At 68.8% G+C, this 15,499-nt stretch carries 18 protein-coding genes and 1 riboswitch; of the genes, 6 read left to right on the top strand and 12 right to left on the bottom strand.

The features are described 5' to 3' along the window. Positions 1 to 4: 4 nt before the first annotated feature. Positions 5 to 826: a crotonase/enoyl-CoA hydratase family protein gene (locus ACAM49_RS04290; protein ID WP_369634135.1), complete on the bottom strand. Its 822-nt coding sequence runs from the start codon at positions 824 to 826 to the stop codon at positions 5 to 7. 152 nt (positions 827 to 978) lie between these two features. Between ACAM49_RS04290 and ACAM49_RS04285 the strand changes: the two genes are divergently transcribed. The 3 genes from ACAM49_RS04285 to ACAM49_RS04275 all read left to right on the top strand — a co-directional run bounded on the left by ACAM49_RS04285 (position 979) and on the right by ACAM49_RS04275 (position 2,423). Next, positions 979 to 1,293 carry a 2-oxo-4-hydroxy-4-carboxy-5-ureidoimidazoline decarboxylase gene (locus ACAM49_RS04285; RefSeq protein ID WP_369634134.1) on the top strand — a complete coding sequence of 105 codons (315 nt, stop codon included), beginning with the start codon at positions 979 to 981 and terminating at the stop codon, positions 1,291 to 1,293. A 40-nt stretch (positions 1,294 to 1,333) separates the two neighbouring features. After that, a complete protein-coding gene (locus ACAM49_RS04280; protein WP_369634133.1) occupies positions 1,334 to 1,807 on the top strand; it encodes a YbaK/EbsC family protein in 474 nt (157 codons plus the stop codon). 67 nt (positions 1,808 to 1,874) lie between these two features. Next, entirely contained in the window at positions 1,875 to 2,423 is a 549-nt protein-coding gene (locus ACAM49_RS04275) for a flavin reductase family protein (RefSeq protein WP_369634132.1), read from the top strand. A gap of 4 nt (positions 2,424 to 2,427) precedes the next feature. Here ACAM49_RS04275 and ACAM49_RS04270 read toward each other — a convergent pair whose 3' ends face one another. Then, the gene (locus ACAM49_RS04270) at positions 2,428 to 3,063 is read right to left on the bottom strand and encodes a LysE family translocator (protein ID WP_369634131.1); all 636 of its coding nucleotides are present in this window, start codon (positions 3,061 to 3,063) and stop codon (positions 2,428 to 2,430) included. Between the two features lie 152 nt (positions 3,064 to 3,215). Continuing rightward, positions 3,216 to 3,875 (bottom strand): heme oxygenase (biliverdin-producing), encoded by a 660-nt coding sequence (locus ACAM49_RS04265; RefSeq protein ID WP_369634130.1) that lies wholly within the window; start codon positions 3,873 to 3,875, stop codon positions 3,216 to 3,218. Between the two features lie 212 nt (positions 3,876 to 4,087). Continuing rightward, positions 4,088 to 4,201: riboswitch (SAM riboswitch) on the top strand. A 54-nt stretch (positions 4,202 to 4,255) separates the two neighbouring features. Here ACAM49_RS04265 and ACAM49_RS04260 point away from each other — a divergent pair. Next, positions 4,256 to 5,569 (top strand): aminotransferase class V-fold PLP-dependent enzyme, encoded by a 1,314-nt coding sequence (locus ACAM49_RS04260; protein ID WP_369634129.1) that lies wholly within the window; start codon positions 4,256 to 4,258, stop codon positions 5,567 to 5,569. A 1-nt stretch (position 5,570) separates the two neighbouring features. On the opposite strand, the gene ACAM49_RS04255 is transcribed toward ACAM49_RS04260, so the two are convergent. The 3 genes from ACAM49_RS04255 to ACAM49_RS04245 form a co-directional block, all read right to left on the bottom strand. After that, a complete protein-coding gene (locus ACAM49_RS04255; RefSeq protein ID WP_369634128.1) occupies positions 5,571 to 5,756 on the bottom strand; it encodes a hypothetical protein in 186 nt (61 codons plus the stop codon). A gap of 18 nt (positions 5,757 to 5,774) precedes the next feature. Beyond that, positions 5,775 to 6,224, bottom strand: coding sequence for a DUF2752 domain-containing protein (locus ACAM49_RS04250; protein WP_369634127.1), 450 nt, complete (start codon positions 6,222 to 6,224; stop codon positions 5,775 to 5,777). 75 nt (positions 6,225 to 6,299) lie between these two features. Next, positions 6,300 to 6,926 carry a TetR family transcriptional regulator gene (locus tag ACAM49_RS04245; RefSeq protein WP_369634126.1) on the bottom strand — a complete coding sequence of 209 codons (627 nt, stop codon included), beginning with the start codon at positions 6,924 to 6,926 and terminating at the stop codon, positions 6,300 to 6,302. A 110-nt stretch (positions 6,927 to 7,036) separates the two neighbouring features. On the opposite strand from ACAM49_RS04245, the gene ACAM49_RS04240 reads away from it, so the two are divergent. Beyond that, on the top strand, positions 7,037 to 7,825 hold the full coding sequence (locus ACAM49_RS04240; protein WP_040802816.1) for an SDR family oxidoreductase: 789 nt from the start codon (positions 7,037 to 7,039) through the stop codon (positions 7,823 to 7,825). 25 nt (positions 7,826 to 7,850) lie between these two features. Next, positions 7,851 to 8,915, top strand: coding sequence for a diacylglycerol kinase (locus ACAM49_RS04235; RefSeq protein ID WP_369634125.1), 1,065 nt, complete (start codon positions 7,851 to 7,853; stop codon positions 8,913 to 8,915). 3 nt (positions 8,916 to 8,918) lie between these two features. Here the strand turns inward: ACAM49_RS04235 and ACAM49_RS04230 are convergent, their stop codons facing one another. The 6 genes from ACAM49_RS04230 to ACAM49_RS04205 form a co-directional block, all read right to left on the bottom strand. Beyond that, a complete protein-coding gene (locus tag ACAM49_RS04230; RefSeq protein WP_369634124.1) occupies positions 8,919 to 10,631 on the bottom strand; it encodes a copper resistance protein CopC in 1,713 nt (570 codons plus the stop codon). Then, complete coding sequence (locus ACAM49_RS04225; protein WP_369634123.1) at positions 10,628 to 11,323, bottom strand: YcnI family protein; 696 nt, start codon at positions 11,321 to 11,323, stop codon at positions 10,628 to 10,630. Before ACAM49_RS04225 ends, ACAM49_RS04230 begins: the two co-directional genes overlap by 4 nt. Beyond that, positions 11,320 to 12,735: a pyridoxal-phosphate dependent enzyme gene (locus ACAM49_RS04220; RefSeq protein WP_369634122.1), complete on the bottom strand. Its 1,416-nt coding sequence runs from the start codon at positions 12,733 to 12,735 to the stop codon at positions 11,320 to 11,322. The genes ACAM49_RS04225 and ACAM49_RS04220 overlap by 4 nt, the downstream gene beginning before the upstream one ends. After that, entirely contained in the window at positions 12,732 to 13,568 is an 837-nt protein-coding gene (locus tag ACAM49_RS04215; RefSeq protein ID WP_369634121.1) for an ABC transporter ATP-binding protein, read from the bottom strand. The genes ACAM49_RS04220 and ACAM49_RS04215 overlap by 4 nt, the downstream gene beginning before the upstream one ends. Then, complete coding sequence (locus tag ACAM49_RS04210) at positions 13,562 to 14,578, bottom strand: ABC transporter permease (RefSeq protein ID WP_369634120.1); 1,017 nt, start codon at positions 14,576 to 14,578, stop codon at positions 13,562 to 13,564. Before ACAM49_RS04210 ends, ACAM49_RS04215 begins: the two co-directional genes overlap by 7 nt. Next, positions 14,575 to 15,499: ABC transporter substrate-binding protein (locus tag ACAM49_RS04205; RefSeq protein ID WP_369634119.1), on the bottom strand; the 925-nt coding region annotated here is incomplete at its 5' end. The genes ACAM49_RS04205 and ACAM49_RS04210, both read right to left, overlap by 4 nt.

Raw genomic sequence — 15,499 nt, 5'->3', positions numbered from 1 at the left:
GGGGCTACTTGCCTTTGAACTCGGGGGGTCGCTTCTCGAAGACGGCGGTGATCGCCTCGGTGAGGTCCTCCGAGGGCAGGAACGCGGAGTTCCACGCCGACACATAGCGCAGCCCGTCCGCTATCTTCCCGCGTTTGGGCTGGTCGAGGACATCCTTGATGCCCTGCACCACCAGCGGCGGGTTGGCCGCGATCTCACGAGCCATGGCGTGCGCGGCGTCGAGCACGGCCGCCTGATCCTCGTACACGTCGTTGACGAGTCCGATCTTCTCGGCCCGCGCCGCGTCGATGTCCTTGCCGGTGTAGGCGAGTTCGCGCACATGCCCCTCGCCGATGATCCCGGGCAGCCGGTGCAGCGAGCCGATGTCCGCGACGATCGCCACCTTGGCCTCGCGCAGACTGAACTGCGCGTCCGCGCTGGCCAGCCGGACATCCGCGGCGGCGATCAGGTCCAGCCCGCCGCCGATGCACCAGCCGGAGATGGCCGCGATGACCGGCTTGGCGCAGTCGGCGACCGCGGTGACCGAGTCCTGCATGCTGCGGACGTGCTTGAGGAAGTCGGTGCGCGGCCCGGCCAGCGCCTTGTCGGCCAGCAGCGGACCGAACAGCGGGCTCATGGCGGGCAGGTCCAAGCCGTAGGAGAAGTGCTTGCCGGAACCGGTGAGCACGATGGCGCGCACCTCCGGGTCGGCGTCGAGTTCGCCGAAGACGAGCGGCAGCTCACGCCAGAAGTCGGGGCCCATGGCATTGCCCTTGCCGGGACCGGTGAGCGTCACCTGGGCGATGTGGTCCTTGCTTTCGACCTCGAAAGCCTTCCATTCGGTCATCGGTCCAGCGTATCGGGGGTGCGGGCGGCCCGGCAGGGCGGTGTTAATGCTGTGCTAAATCTGCTGTGTCCCAGTCCCTTCCGGGCCCTTTCGGACGGACCATCAGAACCTGAGCACATTCTGTTCCTCTCGTTTGTGAGGTCACGATGTTGATGCATCACGGAATCGGCCTCGACCGCTTCAATTCCCTCTCCCGCCTGCGCGCCATCCACGCCCTGTACGCCTGCTGCTGCAATGTCACCTGGGCCCAGAAGATCGCCGACGGCCGCCCGTATCCCGGCCACGAGGCACTGCTCACGGCCGCCGTCGCGGAGCTGCACGCGCTCTCCCGGGTGGATCTGGAACGGGTCTTCGATTCCTGTGCGCACCAGGCCGTTTCGCGACACGGCGTCCCCGAGTTGGCCCCGATCGTGCGCGCCCGCCTGGCCGAGCTGCTCGGCCCGGAGGAGGGCTACCCCGACTACTGATCCCCCGCACATTCACCGCAATCGCTCTACCCTGGTTGCCATGCGCAGGTCGCTGCCACCGGTCGCGTCGAAGGTCTCCGATACTTTGATAGCGCGCGGCCATCACGGTGTGATCATCACTCAGCCCACTCCCACCCATACGGCGCAGGAAGCGGCCGAGGCCCTCGGCGTGACCGTCGGGGCCATCACCAAATCGCTGGTCTTCCTGCTCGACGACGATCCGGTCCTGCTGCTGGTCTCCGGCGCGCACCAGGTGAACCTGGGCCGCACCGGGCAGCGACTCGAGGGCACCCTGTCCCGCGCACCCGCGGCTATGGTCCGCGAGGTGACCGGGCAGCCCATCGGCGGCGTCGCCCCGCTCGGGCATCCCACCAATCTGCCCACCTTCATCGACAACGCGCTGGCGCAGCATCGGGAGCTGTGGGCGGCGGCGGGGCATCCGAACACGCTGTTCCGCACCACCTTCGGCGAGCTGGTGCGGATCACGGCGGGGCTGGCCATCGACGTGGACTGAGCTGGGACACCTGAGCGATTTCTAACAGCGCGGAATAACCGGGCGCTCGACCACGTAGGTTCGTGACGTGAGTGATTCACCGACGCCCGGCACCGAGCTACACGTGCCCGACGACCTGAGCGGCATAACCGCGCAGCAGTATCGCGCCGCCATGCGGCACTATCCGGCCGGCGTCACCATCGTCACCCTGAACTCCGACAGCGGTCCGGTCGGCTTCACCGCCACCTCGTTCGCCTCGCTCTCGGCCCAGCCGCCGCTCATCTCGTTCAATATCGCCGAGACCTCCTCCAGCCTGGAGGGGATGCTGCGGGCCGAATCGATGGTCGTGCACTTCCTGGGCGAGCATCAGAAGCATCTGGCGCAGCGCTTCAGCCGGTCCGCCGAGGAGCGCTTCAGCGACCGGTCGCTGTGGACCGAACTGAGCACCGGCGAGCCCGTGCTGCACGGCACCCCCATCTGGGTCCGGGCCACGGTCCACCAGCTGATCCCGATCGGCGATCACACCCTCGTCATCGGCCTGGTCACCCAGGTGCACGACAACACCGAGAACTCCCCGGCGGTCGGCCCGCTGGTCTATTACAACGGCGCGTACCACCGCGCGGAGATCGCCGACTGAATTACTAGGCGACCGCCGAGCCTGCGGTGCCGATGCCCAGCGCCGCCAGAATCGCCGCGCTCGCCTGTTCCAGCCCGGACCGGATCTTCGGCCGCTTCAGCAGGGCCACCGCCCGCGCGGCCGCCACCGCCAGCAGGATCATTTCGATTGCGGCGATGGTGGATTCGATCGCCCCGAGGGTGAGCGTGTTCGCGAACGTGACGTGGTTCAGGAACTGCGGCAGCACCGCGAGATAGAACAGTCCGACCTTCGGATTGAAGACGCAGGACAGCAATCCCGCGGCGAACGCCGAGCGAACCGTGGCGGGCTTGCCCTGCCCCGGCTCGACTTCCGCCTCGGCATCCTCCATCCGTGCCCGCCGATGATCGATCAGCGCCCGAATCCCCAAGTACAACAGGTAGATTCCGCCGATCACCTTCAGCGTGCGATAAGCGGTCGCCGACTGCTCCAGCAGCGCCGCCACTCCCGCCGCCACCACGGTCGCCCACACGATCCCGCCGAACGCCGAACCGATCGCCGCCGCGATCCCGGGTCGCGATCCGCCCATCGAAAACCGCAGTACCAGAAAGGTATCCGGGCCGGGCGTGAGCGCCAGTAGCACACACAACCCGATGAAACTCATCAGCAGCGGAAAACTCATGCCATCCATGGCAGCTCACGAATCCTGCCGGCGCAAGAGGTGCCGCCGTCGGCCCTGCCCCCGACGAACAGGGCCGACGCACTTCACCCGAATGGCGAAAGCCGCCGACCCGCCTGATGAACGGGACCGACGGCCGCCTGGGCTAGGGGTTTTCAGTTCCGCGCGCTGAACTCCGCGCCCAGTTCACGGAACAGATCGGTGTTCATCGTGAACGCCAGTCGCGCCTCGTCGAGCACGCGATCGACCTCCGAACCGTCAAGGGGAAGCTGGTCCAGGGCCTCGCGGTACTCGCGCTTGAACGCGGCCGGATTGGAGATGTCGTCGAAGACGTAGAACCGCACGCCGTCGCCCTTCTTGGGCAGGTTCCACAGCTTCTCGGCGGTGCCGCGAATGACCTGGCCGCCCGAGAGATCGCCCAGGTAGCGGGTGTAGTGGTGCACGACGTAACCGGCGGGCCACTCGCTCGCGCACTCCTCGATGCGCGCGGCGTAGGCGGCGGTGGCGGGCAGCGGGATCAGCTCGTCGCGCCAGTCCGCACCGCCGAGATAGGTCAGATCGGCCTCCAGCGCGGCCAGCCGCGCCAGTTCGGGTTTGACGAACGGACCCGCGACCGGATCGGAAGCCAGTGCGGCGGAATGCTTTTCGAGCGCCTCGTAGACGAACCAGAGCTGGCCGGTGTAGCGATTGAAGGCGTCGACGCCGAGCTGCCCGGTGAGCATGTCGCGCATGAAGGTGGAGTGCTCCGCCTCGTTGTGCTGCTGCTCGGTCGCGGTGCGAATGAGCGTCGAGAACGGGGTGCTGGTGTCCAACATGGTCGCGCTCCTCGTGATCAACTCCGGGGCACCCCACTTTGGCTACCCTAACTTTCCCTCCAACCGTACGCCTCAGCAACGATCTCGCGATTCGAACTTTGCGGCCCACCCGATCCAACTTTCGGATGATTTTTCCGGGACACCCGTGCCGTTCATCACAGCCCGGGCCGGGGTTGACAACACCCGAGCCGATCTGCCAACCTCTCAAATCAGGTCATGAGTACCAGCGTCAAGCCCCGGCTAGCTGGTCGGCAACCCTCCTCCGCGGTGGGGTGCTCCGGGTGACGACCGGGCCGTCGCCCGACCGGGTGCGGCAAGCGCGGACTCTCGATCGACCTCTCTCACCGATCGCGTGTCCATGAACCCGATGGGATTTCGTGATGACCGCATTCGCCGAACAGACCTGTGCCCCCCTCGCCACCGTTTCCGGCTGTGACCTGCGGGTGCCGCTGGTTCAGGGCGGGACGATCGGCTACGCCAACTTCGACTACGCCGCCAGCGCACCCGCGTTGAAGCAGGTCACCGACCGGGTCGCCGAGCTGCTGCCGTTCTACGCCAGCGTGCACCGCGGCGCGGGCTACGCCTCCCGGGTCTCCACCGACTGCTACGAGTCCGCCCGCGGTTCGGTCTCCCGGTTCCTGAACGCGGCCGACGACCAGGTCGTGGTGTTCACTCGCAACACCACCGACTCGCTGAACCTGCTGGCCTCGTGTGTTCCCGGTGACACCGTGGTGCTGGATGTCGAGCACCACGCCAACTTCCTGCCCTGGACCCGTAACGGCCGCCGGGTCGTGCCGGTCGCCGACACCATCGAGGAGACCATCCAGCGCCTGGTCGCCGAGCTGTGCTCGAAACCCGCTGCGCTGCTCGCGGTTACGGGCGCCTCCAATGTGACCGGTGAACTGTTGCCGCTGGAGCGGCTGGCCTGGATCGCGCACCAGTGCGGCACCCGCATCCTGGTGGACGCCGCCCAGCTGGCCCCGCACCGCCGCATCGATCTCCAGACCACCGGCATCGACTACCTGGCCTTCTCCGGCCACAAGGCCTACGCCCCGTTCGGCGCGGGCGTCCTGGTCGGCCGCCGCGACTGGCTGGACGCGGCCGAGCCGTACCTGGCCGGCGGCGGCGCGGTCCGCTCGGTCACCACCGACGGCGTCGACTGGGCCCCGGCCCCGCAGCGGCACGAGGCCGGTTCGCCGAACGTGCTCGGCGTCGCGGCCCTGGCCGCCGCCTGCGACGCCCTCGCCGAGCTGGACGAGACCACCGTCATCGAGCACGAGCAGTACCTGACCCACCGGCTGCGCTACGGCCTGAAAACCGTTCCGGGCGTGAACTTCCTGCGCGTCTTCCGCGACAGCACCGACGCCGTCGGCATTGTCGCCTTCACCATCGACGGGTTCGAGCCCGGTCAGGTCGCCGCCTACCTCTCCGCCGAGCACGGCATCGGCGTGCGCGACGGCCGTTTCTGCGCGCACCCGCTGCTTGCCCGCCTCGGTGTCGACGCCGCCCTGCGCGCCAGCATCGGCCTGGGCACCACGGCCGCCGACGTGGACCGGCTGATCGACGCCGTCTCCACCCTGGTCGAGAACGGCCCGAGCTGGAATTACGCCCGCACCGAGGGACATTGGAACCCGGTGCCGGAGACCCGCCCGTTCGGCAGTTCGGCCGAGGGCGCGGCGCCCTGCGGATTCTGAGCTACGCCACCAGGTATCGGGCCGCGAGTTCTTCGATCAGCGGATCGTCATCGGCCACGGCGTCCAGCAGGTCCAGGTCGTCCTGGACCGAGACCTGCCGGGTGTCGTCCTGATCCGGATCCGGCGGCCCGTCCTCGGCGAGCTGACGGACCAGCTTCTCGCGCACGCGTTCCTTCAGTGAGCTCATACGCAGAGCATGCCCCGCCTAAACCGGCGCTATCCAACTTCCCCACGGCGTGTTCCGCACAACGGTGAAGACAATGAGGAAGGCGAGCGCGATCCACATCGCCGACTTGGGCAGGACCTGCGGTAGTCGCGGCGGCGTCGGATTGCCGCGCCAGCCGCGCCGCAGCCAGGTTCCCCACCAGGCGATGAAGCCCAGTATCAGCGGCAGCAGCAGCACATTGCTGTGAATGGCGTCGAGGATGTGGCCTTCGGTGAGGTTGTGCAGTCCGCGCAGCCCGCCGCAGCCCGGGCACCACCATCCGGTCAATTCATAGAACGGGCAGTACCCGTACGCACCCGATTGATGGGGATCCCGGAAGTGCAGCAGCGCCAACCCACCCGCCACCGCGCCGCCCGCCAGCAGCGGTAGCCCGACGCCGAGCCACCGCGGGCGAGTGGGCGATTCGAGGGCCGCTGCCGTGGTATCCACGACCATCAACGGTAGCGGCACCACCGCCCACCTGCCAGGTCGCACCGAACTTCGCACTCCCGCAGCGGCGGTGGTTCACCGCACCGAGCGTTCGACCACGGGCGCCGTCAGCACCCCGGCGAGCATGTCGACGATCTCCCCCCAAGCCGCCACGTCGCCCGCGGTGACGCGCCCCGCCTCCACCGCGCGCTCATGGTCGGCCAGCAGCGCGAACAGCACCGTGGGCAGTGCCCGTAATCGCCGCAGCCGCAATCGTTTCGGCAGCTCGGTGAGTTCCCGCTCCAGCTGCCGCATGATCACCCGCACCGACGTGCGCCGCGCGGAGTCCAGATTGGCGGCGTCATTGACCGCCGGATGGGTGTGGATCTGTTCGAGAAACCGTGCGTAGTAGTGGATTCCGTGCCGGTCGCTCAGTTCCAGCATCGGAATCACCAGCGCCTCGAGCAGATCGTGCACACCGGTCGCGCCCGCGCCCGCCTGTTCGGCGAGCAGTTCCAGCCGCCGCACTTCCAGGGTGGCGAGCCGGTATTCGACCACGGCCAGGATCAGCCCGTCGCGATTCCCGAAGTGGTACTGGATGGCCGAATTGTTTCGCTGCTCGGCGGCCGCGGCGATATCGCGCAGCGGCACCGTCTGCCCGCGCTCGGCGATCAGCCGCTCGGCCGCGAGAATGATGCGCTCCCGCGCGTCGGTAACTCCCACAGCCTGCACGATAGCCGTTCACCAGCGCATAAAGAACTCCTCCTTGACGGTTAAGAATTATTGCTTAAAGCTCCTTGTGACTGTCGTCACCCAGAAGGACTGAATTCGCGATGATCCTGGACACCTTCCGACTGGACGGCCGCGTGGCCGTCGTGACCGGCGCGGGCCGCGGCATCGGCGCCGCCACCGCCCTCGCCCTCGCCGAAGCCGGTGCGGACGTGGCCATCTCGGCCCGCACCGAATCCCAGCTCGACGAGGTGGCGGGCAAGATCCGCGCCCTCGGTCGCCGCGCGGTCACCGTCCCCGCCGACCTGTCGGACCTCTCCGCCGTCACCGCCTTGGCCGAGACCGCGGCCGCCGAACTCGGCCGCCTCGACATCGTGGTCAACAATGTCGGCGGCACCATGCCCAACACCTTCCTCACCACCAGCACCGAATTCCTCGAAGAGGCATTCCGTTTCAATGTCTCCACCGCGCACGCCCTGACCCAGGCCGCGGTGCCGCACATGCTGAAGAACGACGGCGGCTCGGTCGTGAACATCTCCTCCCGCATGGGCATCTCGGCCGGGCGCGGCTTCCTCGCCTACGGCACCGCCAAGGCCGCCCTCGCGCATTGGACCCGGCTGGCCGCCACCGATCTGTCCCCGCGCATTCGGGTCAATGCCATCGCGGTCGGTTCGGTGCTCACCTCCGCGCTGGAAGTCGTTGCCCAGCAACCCGAGATCAAGAAGCAGATGGAGGACGCCACCCCGCTGCACCGCCTCGGCGAGCCGTGGGAGATCGCCGCCGCCATCGTCTACCTGAGTTCGCGCGCGGGCGGCTATGTCACCGGCAAGGTGCTCGAGGTGGACGGCGGCATCGATTCGCCGAACCTGGATCTCCCCATTCCGGATCTGTAATCCACTGAACTCCAGGAGCTTTCCCATGACCTATCGCGTAGTCCAGTGGAGCACGGGCAATGTCGGCCGCCGCACGCTGCGCTCCATCATCGCCCGCCCGGAACTCGAACTGGTCGGCATCTGGGTCTCCAGCGCCGAGAAAGCGGGTAAAGACGCCGGCGAGCTGGCCGGTCTCGACCGCGAAATCGGCGTCACCGCGACCCGGGACGCCGCCGCGCTGCTCGCCCTGAAACCCGACTGCATCATCCACACCGCCATGGCCGACGACCGGCTCATGGAAGCGGTGGAGGATCTGAAGACCTTCCTGCGCGCCGGCATCAATGTCATCTCCAGCAGCCCGGTCTTCCTGCAATTCCCCTACGGCACCCTGCCCGACGAGGCCATCGCCCCGATCATCGAGGCCGCCACCGAGGGCGGCGCCTCGCTGTGGGTCAACGGCATCGATCCCGGTTGGGCCAACGACTGGTTGCCCTTGCTGCTGACCAGCGGCTCCGAGCGGATCGACAAGATCATCTGCTCGGAGGTGATGGACTACTCCACCTACGACAATCCCAAGGTCCTGTTCGACATCATGGGCTTCGGCAGCGCCCTGGCCGAGCTCCCGCTGCTCCTGCAGCCGGGCGTCCTCACCCTCGCGTGGGGCAGCGTCATCCGCCAGCTCGCCGCCGCCCTGGATATCGAACTGGATTCCGTCACACAGCATTTCGAGCGGCTCCCCGCCACCGAGGAGCTGAAGGTGGGCAGCCACACCATCGCCGAGGGCACCGCCGCCGCCCTCCGCTTCCAGGTGCACGGCGTCAGCAAGGGCCGCGAGATCCTCACCCTCGAACACACCACCCGCCTGCATCCCGACCTGGCCCCGGACTGGCCGCAACCGGCCGGAAAGGGTTGCTACCGAGTGGAAGTCCAGGGCGAGCCCGACTACCTCCTCGACCTCCAGCTCTACAGCAACGGCGACCACGCCGAGGCGGGCATCGTCGGTACGGCGGCCCGCCTGGTCAGCGCCGTCCCGGCGGTGGTCGAGGCCCGGCCCGGGCTGCTGACCGCCATGGACCTCCCCCTCACCACCGGCCGCGGCCTGGTCTCCTGACCCTCACCACACCCGATACGGCACCGTGGCGGCGTAGGCATTCGTGCGATCCGCCACCACGGTCAGCCGCAGCCGCCACTCCCCCGCCAGCGGCACCCGCACCGGCCTGGACACGAAGTGATCCGGGCCGAGCTCGACGGGCTCCACTCGCCGGAACACCACCTCGACCGGACCGGCTGCGTCGCCCACCCGCTCCAACCGCCCGGTCACCTCGAGTGCGTCGACGGCCGTTCCGGCCGAATCCCGCAGCCGCACAGTGAATTCCTGCCGCCCGGCATGGGCTCCGTCCACGTCCACCTCGGCCCGCAGCGGCCCGACCACCGCGTCCAGCCGCACTGCCGGATCGTAGGTGTCCCGCGCGGGCGCGACCCCGGTCAGCAACGCGGTCACCACCAACACCGCGACCTGCGCTCCCAACTCGAAACGCACCGCCCGCGGCCCGCTACCCGCTCGAGCCGACCCCCACCAGCGAAACCGCCTCGCCGAGCCCGTATCCGGGCCGGAGACCGCAATCCACCGCACCACCAACGCCGTTCCCACCGCGATCGCGACCAGCGCGATTTTCACCAGCAACAGCAGCCCCCACGAGGTATGCCACAGCGCCTCGACCGGACTCACCGCACGCCAGCTCTGGAACACCCCGCTGACCACCAGCACCGCCACCGCCCCGGCCGCGACCGACCCAAACCTCGCCACCACCTCGGCTCGCCGCGATGTGCGCCAGGCCAATCCGACCAGCGCTACACCGCCGACCCACAGCGCCATGGCGATCACGTGCAATACGCCCGACGTCACTGCTGCCCAACGGTATTCACCCGCGACCGCATGGCCGGAGGCTGCCGTGGACAGCACCACAATCCCGCCGCCGGCTAACGCCGCCGCCGCTGAAACGCGTGCCGGAGCGACATGGCTGCTCTGCGGCACCTGCCGGTAGCTTCGCTCGGCCCACCCCGCGAGCACTCCCGGTGCGGTCGCGAAGTATGCGAGGGCTGACGCGCCCACCGCCCTGGCCAGTAGCGCCGCGCCGACCAGTGAGGTCGCCGACTGTATCCAGACCCCTCGTTCGCCCCAGCCCGCCGCACCCCCGAGTCGCCCGGGGAGGACGGCGAAGGTCGCCAGCGCGGTGACGACGGTGGTGGTCGCGCCGAGGCGAACAAGCTGAGCGATCGCCCTTTCCCGCGCCGCATTCGGCCACACCAACCGTGCCGCGAGTGGAATGCCGACGGCCAATGCGATTCCCGCGTAGCCGAGCGCCGTCAGCAGTCGCACCACCGCCTCCAGCGCGGCGATCAGCGGATCGGGTGGAGCGTCCGTGACCGTCAGGTCGGGCGGGACGCCGATCCCGAAGACGATCGAACCCGCCACCACATGACCGTCGGCCGAGAGTAGCGACCAGCCGAGCAGGTAGGTCCCGTCGGCGAGGCCGGATCGCAGTGGCACCACGATCGTCCGGCCGCCGTCGGAGCTCTCGGTCGCACCGCCATCGGCGCGCGCCCCATCGCGGTCGGTGACCGTGACCGCGTTCTGCGCCGCCGTCACCGGTTCGTCGAAGGTGATCGATACTCGCGCGGGCGAGTGCTCCACCATCGCCCCGTACCCGGGGTCGCTGCCCACCAGCACCGCATGCGCGAATGCCGGTGCGGCACCGGAGAACAGGCCGGTTATCCCCAGCCCCAAGGCGAGCAGTAGCGCGACGACCGCCCGTCTCGCGATCATTCCCGAGTGCGGAAGCGCCGGAATTTCGGTGCGGCGGACAAGGCCAGCGCACCGATGGCGACGACCAGGGCCACCTCGGCCAGTCGGCGCTGCGTGCGTGAATCCCGGTGGGCCGATGCCGTTTCCGGCGCGGCGGCGGGCTGGCCGTGCGCACCGTCGTGCGCGGCCGACAGTTTCAGAACCGGGGCGGGTTTGTCGGGAGCCGTGCCGTCGGAGGACCGCTCGATCCAGGACACCACGCTGCCGTCGCTGTAGGTCTGAATGGCCGGGAACACGAGTTCGGCCGTGTGCGGCAGCGGCCCCACCTGCAGTTTGAACTCCCCGAACTCGCCGGGGCGGATCGCGACGCCCTCCTTCGCGGTGAAGGTGACGCTGGAAACGTAGTCGGTGACCTTGCCGCCGTGCCCGTTGTCCACGGGTGTGGCCAGGGTGGCGCGCTTCTGCGTCACATCCCATCCGGCGACGGCCTCATTGCGCACGACTGCGAGCGGATGATCCTGCGGCAGTGTGATTTCCAGCTTCACGGTGCCCGCGGTCGCCGACTCGGTCGGCACCCGCACCGTCACCACCGCGAACCCGCCCGGTTCGGCCTCGGGCGCGCTGACCCCGACATGCGCCGCGGCCGTCCCGGCTCCCAGGAGTCCGAGTCCCGCGACGAGGCTCGCGGTGGCGGTCAAACGTGCGAATGTCACTGTGTTTCTTTCTGTTCTGTGTTCTCGATGAGTCGTGCGCGGTCGACGACCGCGATGGCCCGGCCCTCGTGTGCGATGACGATCGGGCCCGGATGGTCGGCGATACGGGCGAGGGCCCGCGCGAGCGGTTCGGTCGTGCCGACGAACGGCAGTGCCGCGCCGAGATGCTCGGCGACCGGGTCGGTCTCGGGTGCGGCGGCCAGGCTCTCGGCGGTGATCGACCCGAGCACCTCGGCCACCACGGTCGGCCCGGATGCACTGCGCTGCAGGACAACCGGCAACGCGGCTCGATCACCGAGCAACGCTCGTGCCTCGGCCAAGGTCGCGCCGGAGGGCACGGCCGCCAGATCGGTGTCGAGATCGAGTTCGCTCACCACCGCGCCGACGGTCGGCCCGTCGACTTCGCCGGTGAGCGGAAAGCCCAGGCTCCCAAGCCATTCGTCGTTGTAGTACTTCGACAGGTAGGCCTGCCCCGAGTCCGGCGCGACGACCACCACCACATCCTCGGGCCCCAGTGTCCGCGCGATCCGCAGCGCCGCCGCGATGGACGTCCCCGACGAACCACCCAGCAGCAGGCCCTCTTCCCGCGCGACCCGGTGCAGCACCCGCAGCGCCTCGGCATCCGGAATCCGCTCGATCCCGTCCACCACATCCGTGTGATACGACTCCGGCCATTCGTCGACCGCGGTCTCCGGATGCAGGAAGTGCCCGACCGCCTCGACGTACCAGATGCGCCCGTCGCCACCGCCGTACACCGAGGTCACCGGGTCGGCCCCGATCACCCGCACGGCGCCGCCGGAGGCTTCCTTCAAGTACTCGCCGGTCCCGGTAATGGTCCCGCCCGTGCCCACGCCCGCCACGAAATGCGTGACGCGCCCGTCGGTCTGGTCCCAGATCTCGGGTCCGGTGGTGGCGCGGTGCGCGGCCGGATTGGCGGGATTGTCGTACTGCCCGGCGAACCACGCCCCCGGAATCTCCGCGGTCAGCCGCAAGGCCACCGACCGCAGATGCTCGGGATGATCCACCGGCCGCAGTCCCGGCGTCTCGTGCACCTCGGCCCCGTGCGCCCGCAGCAGCGCCTTCTTCTCCTCGCTCACCCGGTCCGGCACCACGACCACCGTCCGGTAGCCGCGCGCCGCCGCCAATGCGGCCAGGCCGAGTCCGGTATTGCCGGAGCTCGCCTCGACCACGGTTCCGCCGGGTCGCAGTTCCCCGTCCCGTTCCGCCGCCAGCAGCATCCCGAGCGCGGCCCGATCCTTGACGCTCCCACCGGGATTCAGGTATTCCAGCTTGACGTAGACGGTGGCCCGGATATCGTCGGTCACCCGGTTCAGCCGCACCAGCGGCGTATGCCCGATCGCGTCCGCGACGGAGTCGAACACGCCCGCGGCTCGCGTGGTAGCACTGGTCATGCGGCAGCCCTGCCTGTCTCGCCGAGCGCGGTGAACAGCTCTCGGCGCAGTCGTAGATACTCGGGATCATCGTGATCACGCGGGCGCGGCAGCTCGATCGGCAAGTCGCGCACCACTTTTCCGGGCCGCGGCGTGAACACCACCACCCGGTCGGCCAGCCGCAGCGCCTCGTCGACATCATGGGTGACCAGCACGGCGGTGAAACGATCACGCTCCCACAACCGCGCGATCTCACCCTGGAGCGTGGCGCGGGTCAGCGCGTCGAGCTTGCCCAGCGGTTCGTCCAGCAGGAACAGCCGCGGCGAATTCACCAGCGCCCGCGCCAGCGCCACCCGCTGCGCCATACCGCCGGACAGCTGCGCCGGATAGGAATCCCGGAAGCCGTGCAGTCCGACGAGTTCGAGTGCCTCGGCGATCCGCTCGGTGTCCAGCGCGCCGCGCGCCTGTGGTCCGAGCGCCACGTTCTGCTCGACCGTCCGCCACGGGTACAGGGTCGGATCCTGAAACATCAAGGCGCGGTGCGGATCCGGCCCGGTGATGGCCTGCCCGTCCGCGAGCAGCGTGCCCCGCGACGGCCGTTCCAGTCCGGCCAGCAATCGCAGCAGCGTCGATTTTCCGCACCCTGACGGCCCGAGCAACGCCACGAACTGCCCCGGCTCGATGCGCAGCGAGATATCGGTCAGTACCCGCAGCCGCCCCAATTCCTGCGCCTGGGTCGGCACCGGCGCGGGCCTACCCAGCACCCGATCCAGCACGGTGCGCTTGCGCGGCCCGGCCACCGAGAACTGGTGTGACACACCGTCGATGTCGATCGCGATCCCGTCGCTCACCATCGCACCAGATCCTTCTGCCAGGCCAGTGCGCGATTGCGCAGCCGGAGCAATCCGACGATCGCGGTGCAGCACACCACGATCATGATCACGATCGCCGCGTACATGCGCGGATAGGCGGCCCAGCCCTTGGTCCACTGGATGTACCAGCCCAGCCCGTTCTTCACGCCGAGCAGTTCGGCCACCGCCAGCGCGGTCAGCGAGGCGCACAATCCCATGAACAGGCCGGTGAAAATGCTCGGCAGCGCGCCCGGCACCGCCACCCGCCAGATCAGGAAGCGATTCGACGCGCCCAGTGTCTGCGCCACATCGAAATACCCGCGCGCCACGCCCGAGACGCCCACCCGGGTGAGGAACGAGACCGGGAACCACACGCCCAGCGCCACCATGAAGACACTGCCGAGATAGGTGCTCGGGAACAGGATGAACACCAGCGGCAGAATGGTCGCCGGCGGCACCGGCCCGAGGGTCAGCAGTATCGGATGCGTCCAGTACGCAACGTTTTTCGACCATCCGGTGGCGATCCCGGTGAGCAGCCCGCCCACCGCGCCGATCGAGAATCCCGTCACCAGCAGCAACAGCGAATGCCAGGTGCACGACAGCAACAGGCCGCCGTCCTCCCAGAACACCAGCAGCATCTGCTGCGGTGACGCGAAATGGGGCGGCTCGAGCCAGCCGGTCTTCGCGGTGCTGTACTCCCACACCAGGATCCACGCGGCGACCACGCCGATCCAGGGCGTCCAGTGCCGCAACCGCACCGTGGCGGCGCGACTGTTGAAGGCGATCACCGCCCAGGCGGTCAACCCGAAAGCGGCTGTCGCGAAGATGATTCCGGCCGCCGTCGGCGCGGCGGCCGTGAGCCGATCCGGCACCAGAAGTGTCACGGTCGCCGTGAGTACCCACAGCGACCAGGCCGTCACGAACCCGACGGTCGGCGGGTACCGGACCGCGCCAGCGACCGGTGCCGCCGTCTTCTCCTGGCCCGCAACGGTTTCCGCCGGAGCGGTCGTCACCACGTCAGCCCCAGATCGGCGTACACCTTGTCGGCGAGCCGCCGCGCATCGGTCTTGCGATCGAGATACCCGGTCTTGGCGAACTTCTCGATGCCCGGCGTGATCTCCGGCTTGAACTTCACCGCGGACGGGTTGTAGCCGTAGGTCTTCAGCGTCGATTCCACGACCGTGAGATCCGCCGCCACATACTTGTTGTCCACCTCGAGCGCCGCGGTCCGGCTCAGGTTGGCGCCCACCCAGCGGCTGCCCTCCGCCCAGGCCGTGACCAGCGCCCGCGCGGTCTCCGGATCCTCGCGCAGCAGCTTCCCGTTGACGGCGGTCGCGCAGCAGAACAGCTCGCGATTCGCGCCCTGCTGATTATTGGTGAGCTCGCGCGCCTTGCCCTTCAGCGTCGGCAGCAGCGCGTTCGGGTCACTGCCCGCGACCGCCTGGATCTCGCCGCGTGCGAGCGCGTCGCCCAGCTGGTCGCCGGGGAACACCCGCCACTCCACGTCCTGACTCGGGTTGATCCCCGCGTCGAGCAGGTCCAGGGAGAAGAACGACATGGACGAATCGCCGATCGCCGCGACCCCGATGGTCTTGTTCCGCAGCTCCGCGATCGACCTGATCGGGCTGTCGGTCGGCACGATGATCCGCAGGCACCCCTCGTGCAGTCCGGCCGCCAGCTTGGCGTCGATCCCCTGCTCGATCGGCTTCAACCAGGAGAAGAAGATTCCGGGCGCGGCATCCAGCTTCCCGGCCCCGACCGCATCCTTGATCTCATCGGACCCGGTCTTGATCACCTCGACCTTCAGTCCGTGCTTCTCGAAGATCCCCTGGTGCACCGCCGCGAACAGCGGCGCCTCACGGATCCCGCCCCCGAACCCGATCTTCAGCGCCCGATGCACCGGCCCCGACCCCGGCGTCCGCCGCGTCGTCAGC

It is taken from the genome of Nocardia sp. JMUB6875 (assembly GCF_041154655.1).
Classification (GTDB): Bacteria; Actinomycetota; Actinomycetes; order Mycobacteriales; family Mycobacteriaceae; genus Nocardia.
Note: the sequence above shows the minus strand (reverse complement) of the source record. Positions and strands in the feature narration are given on the sequence as shown.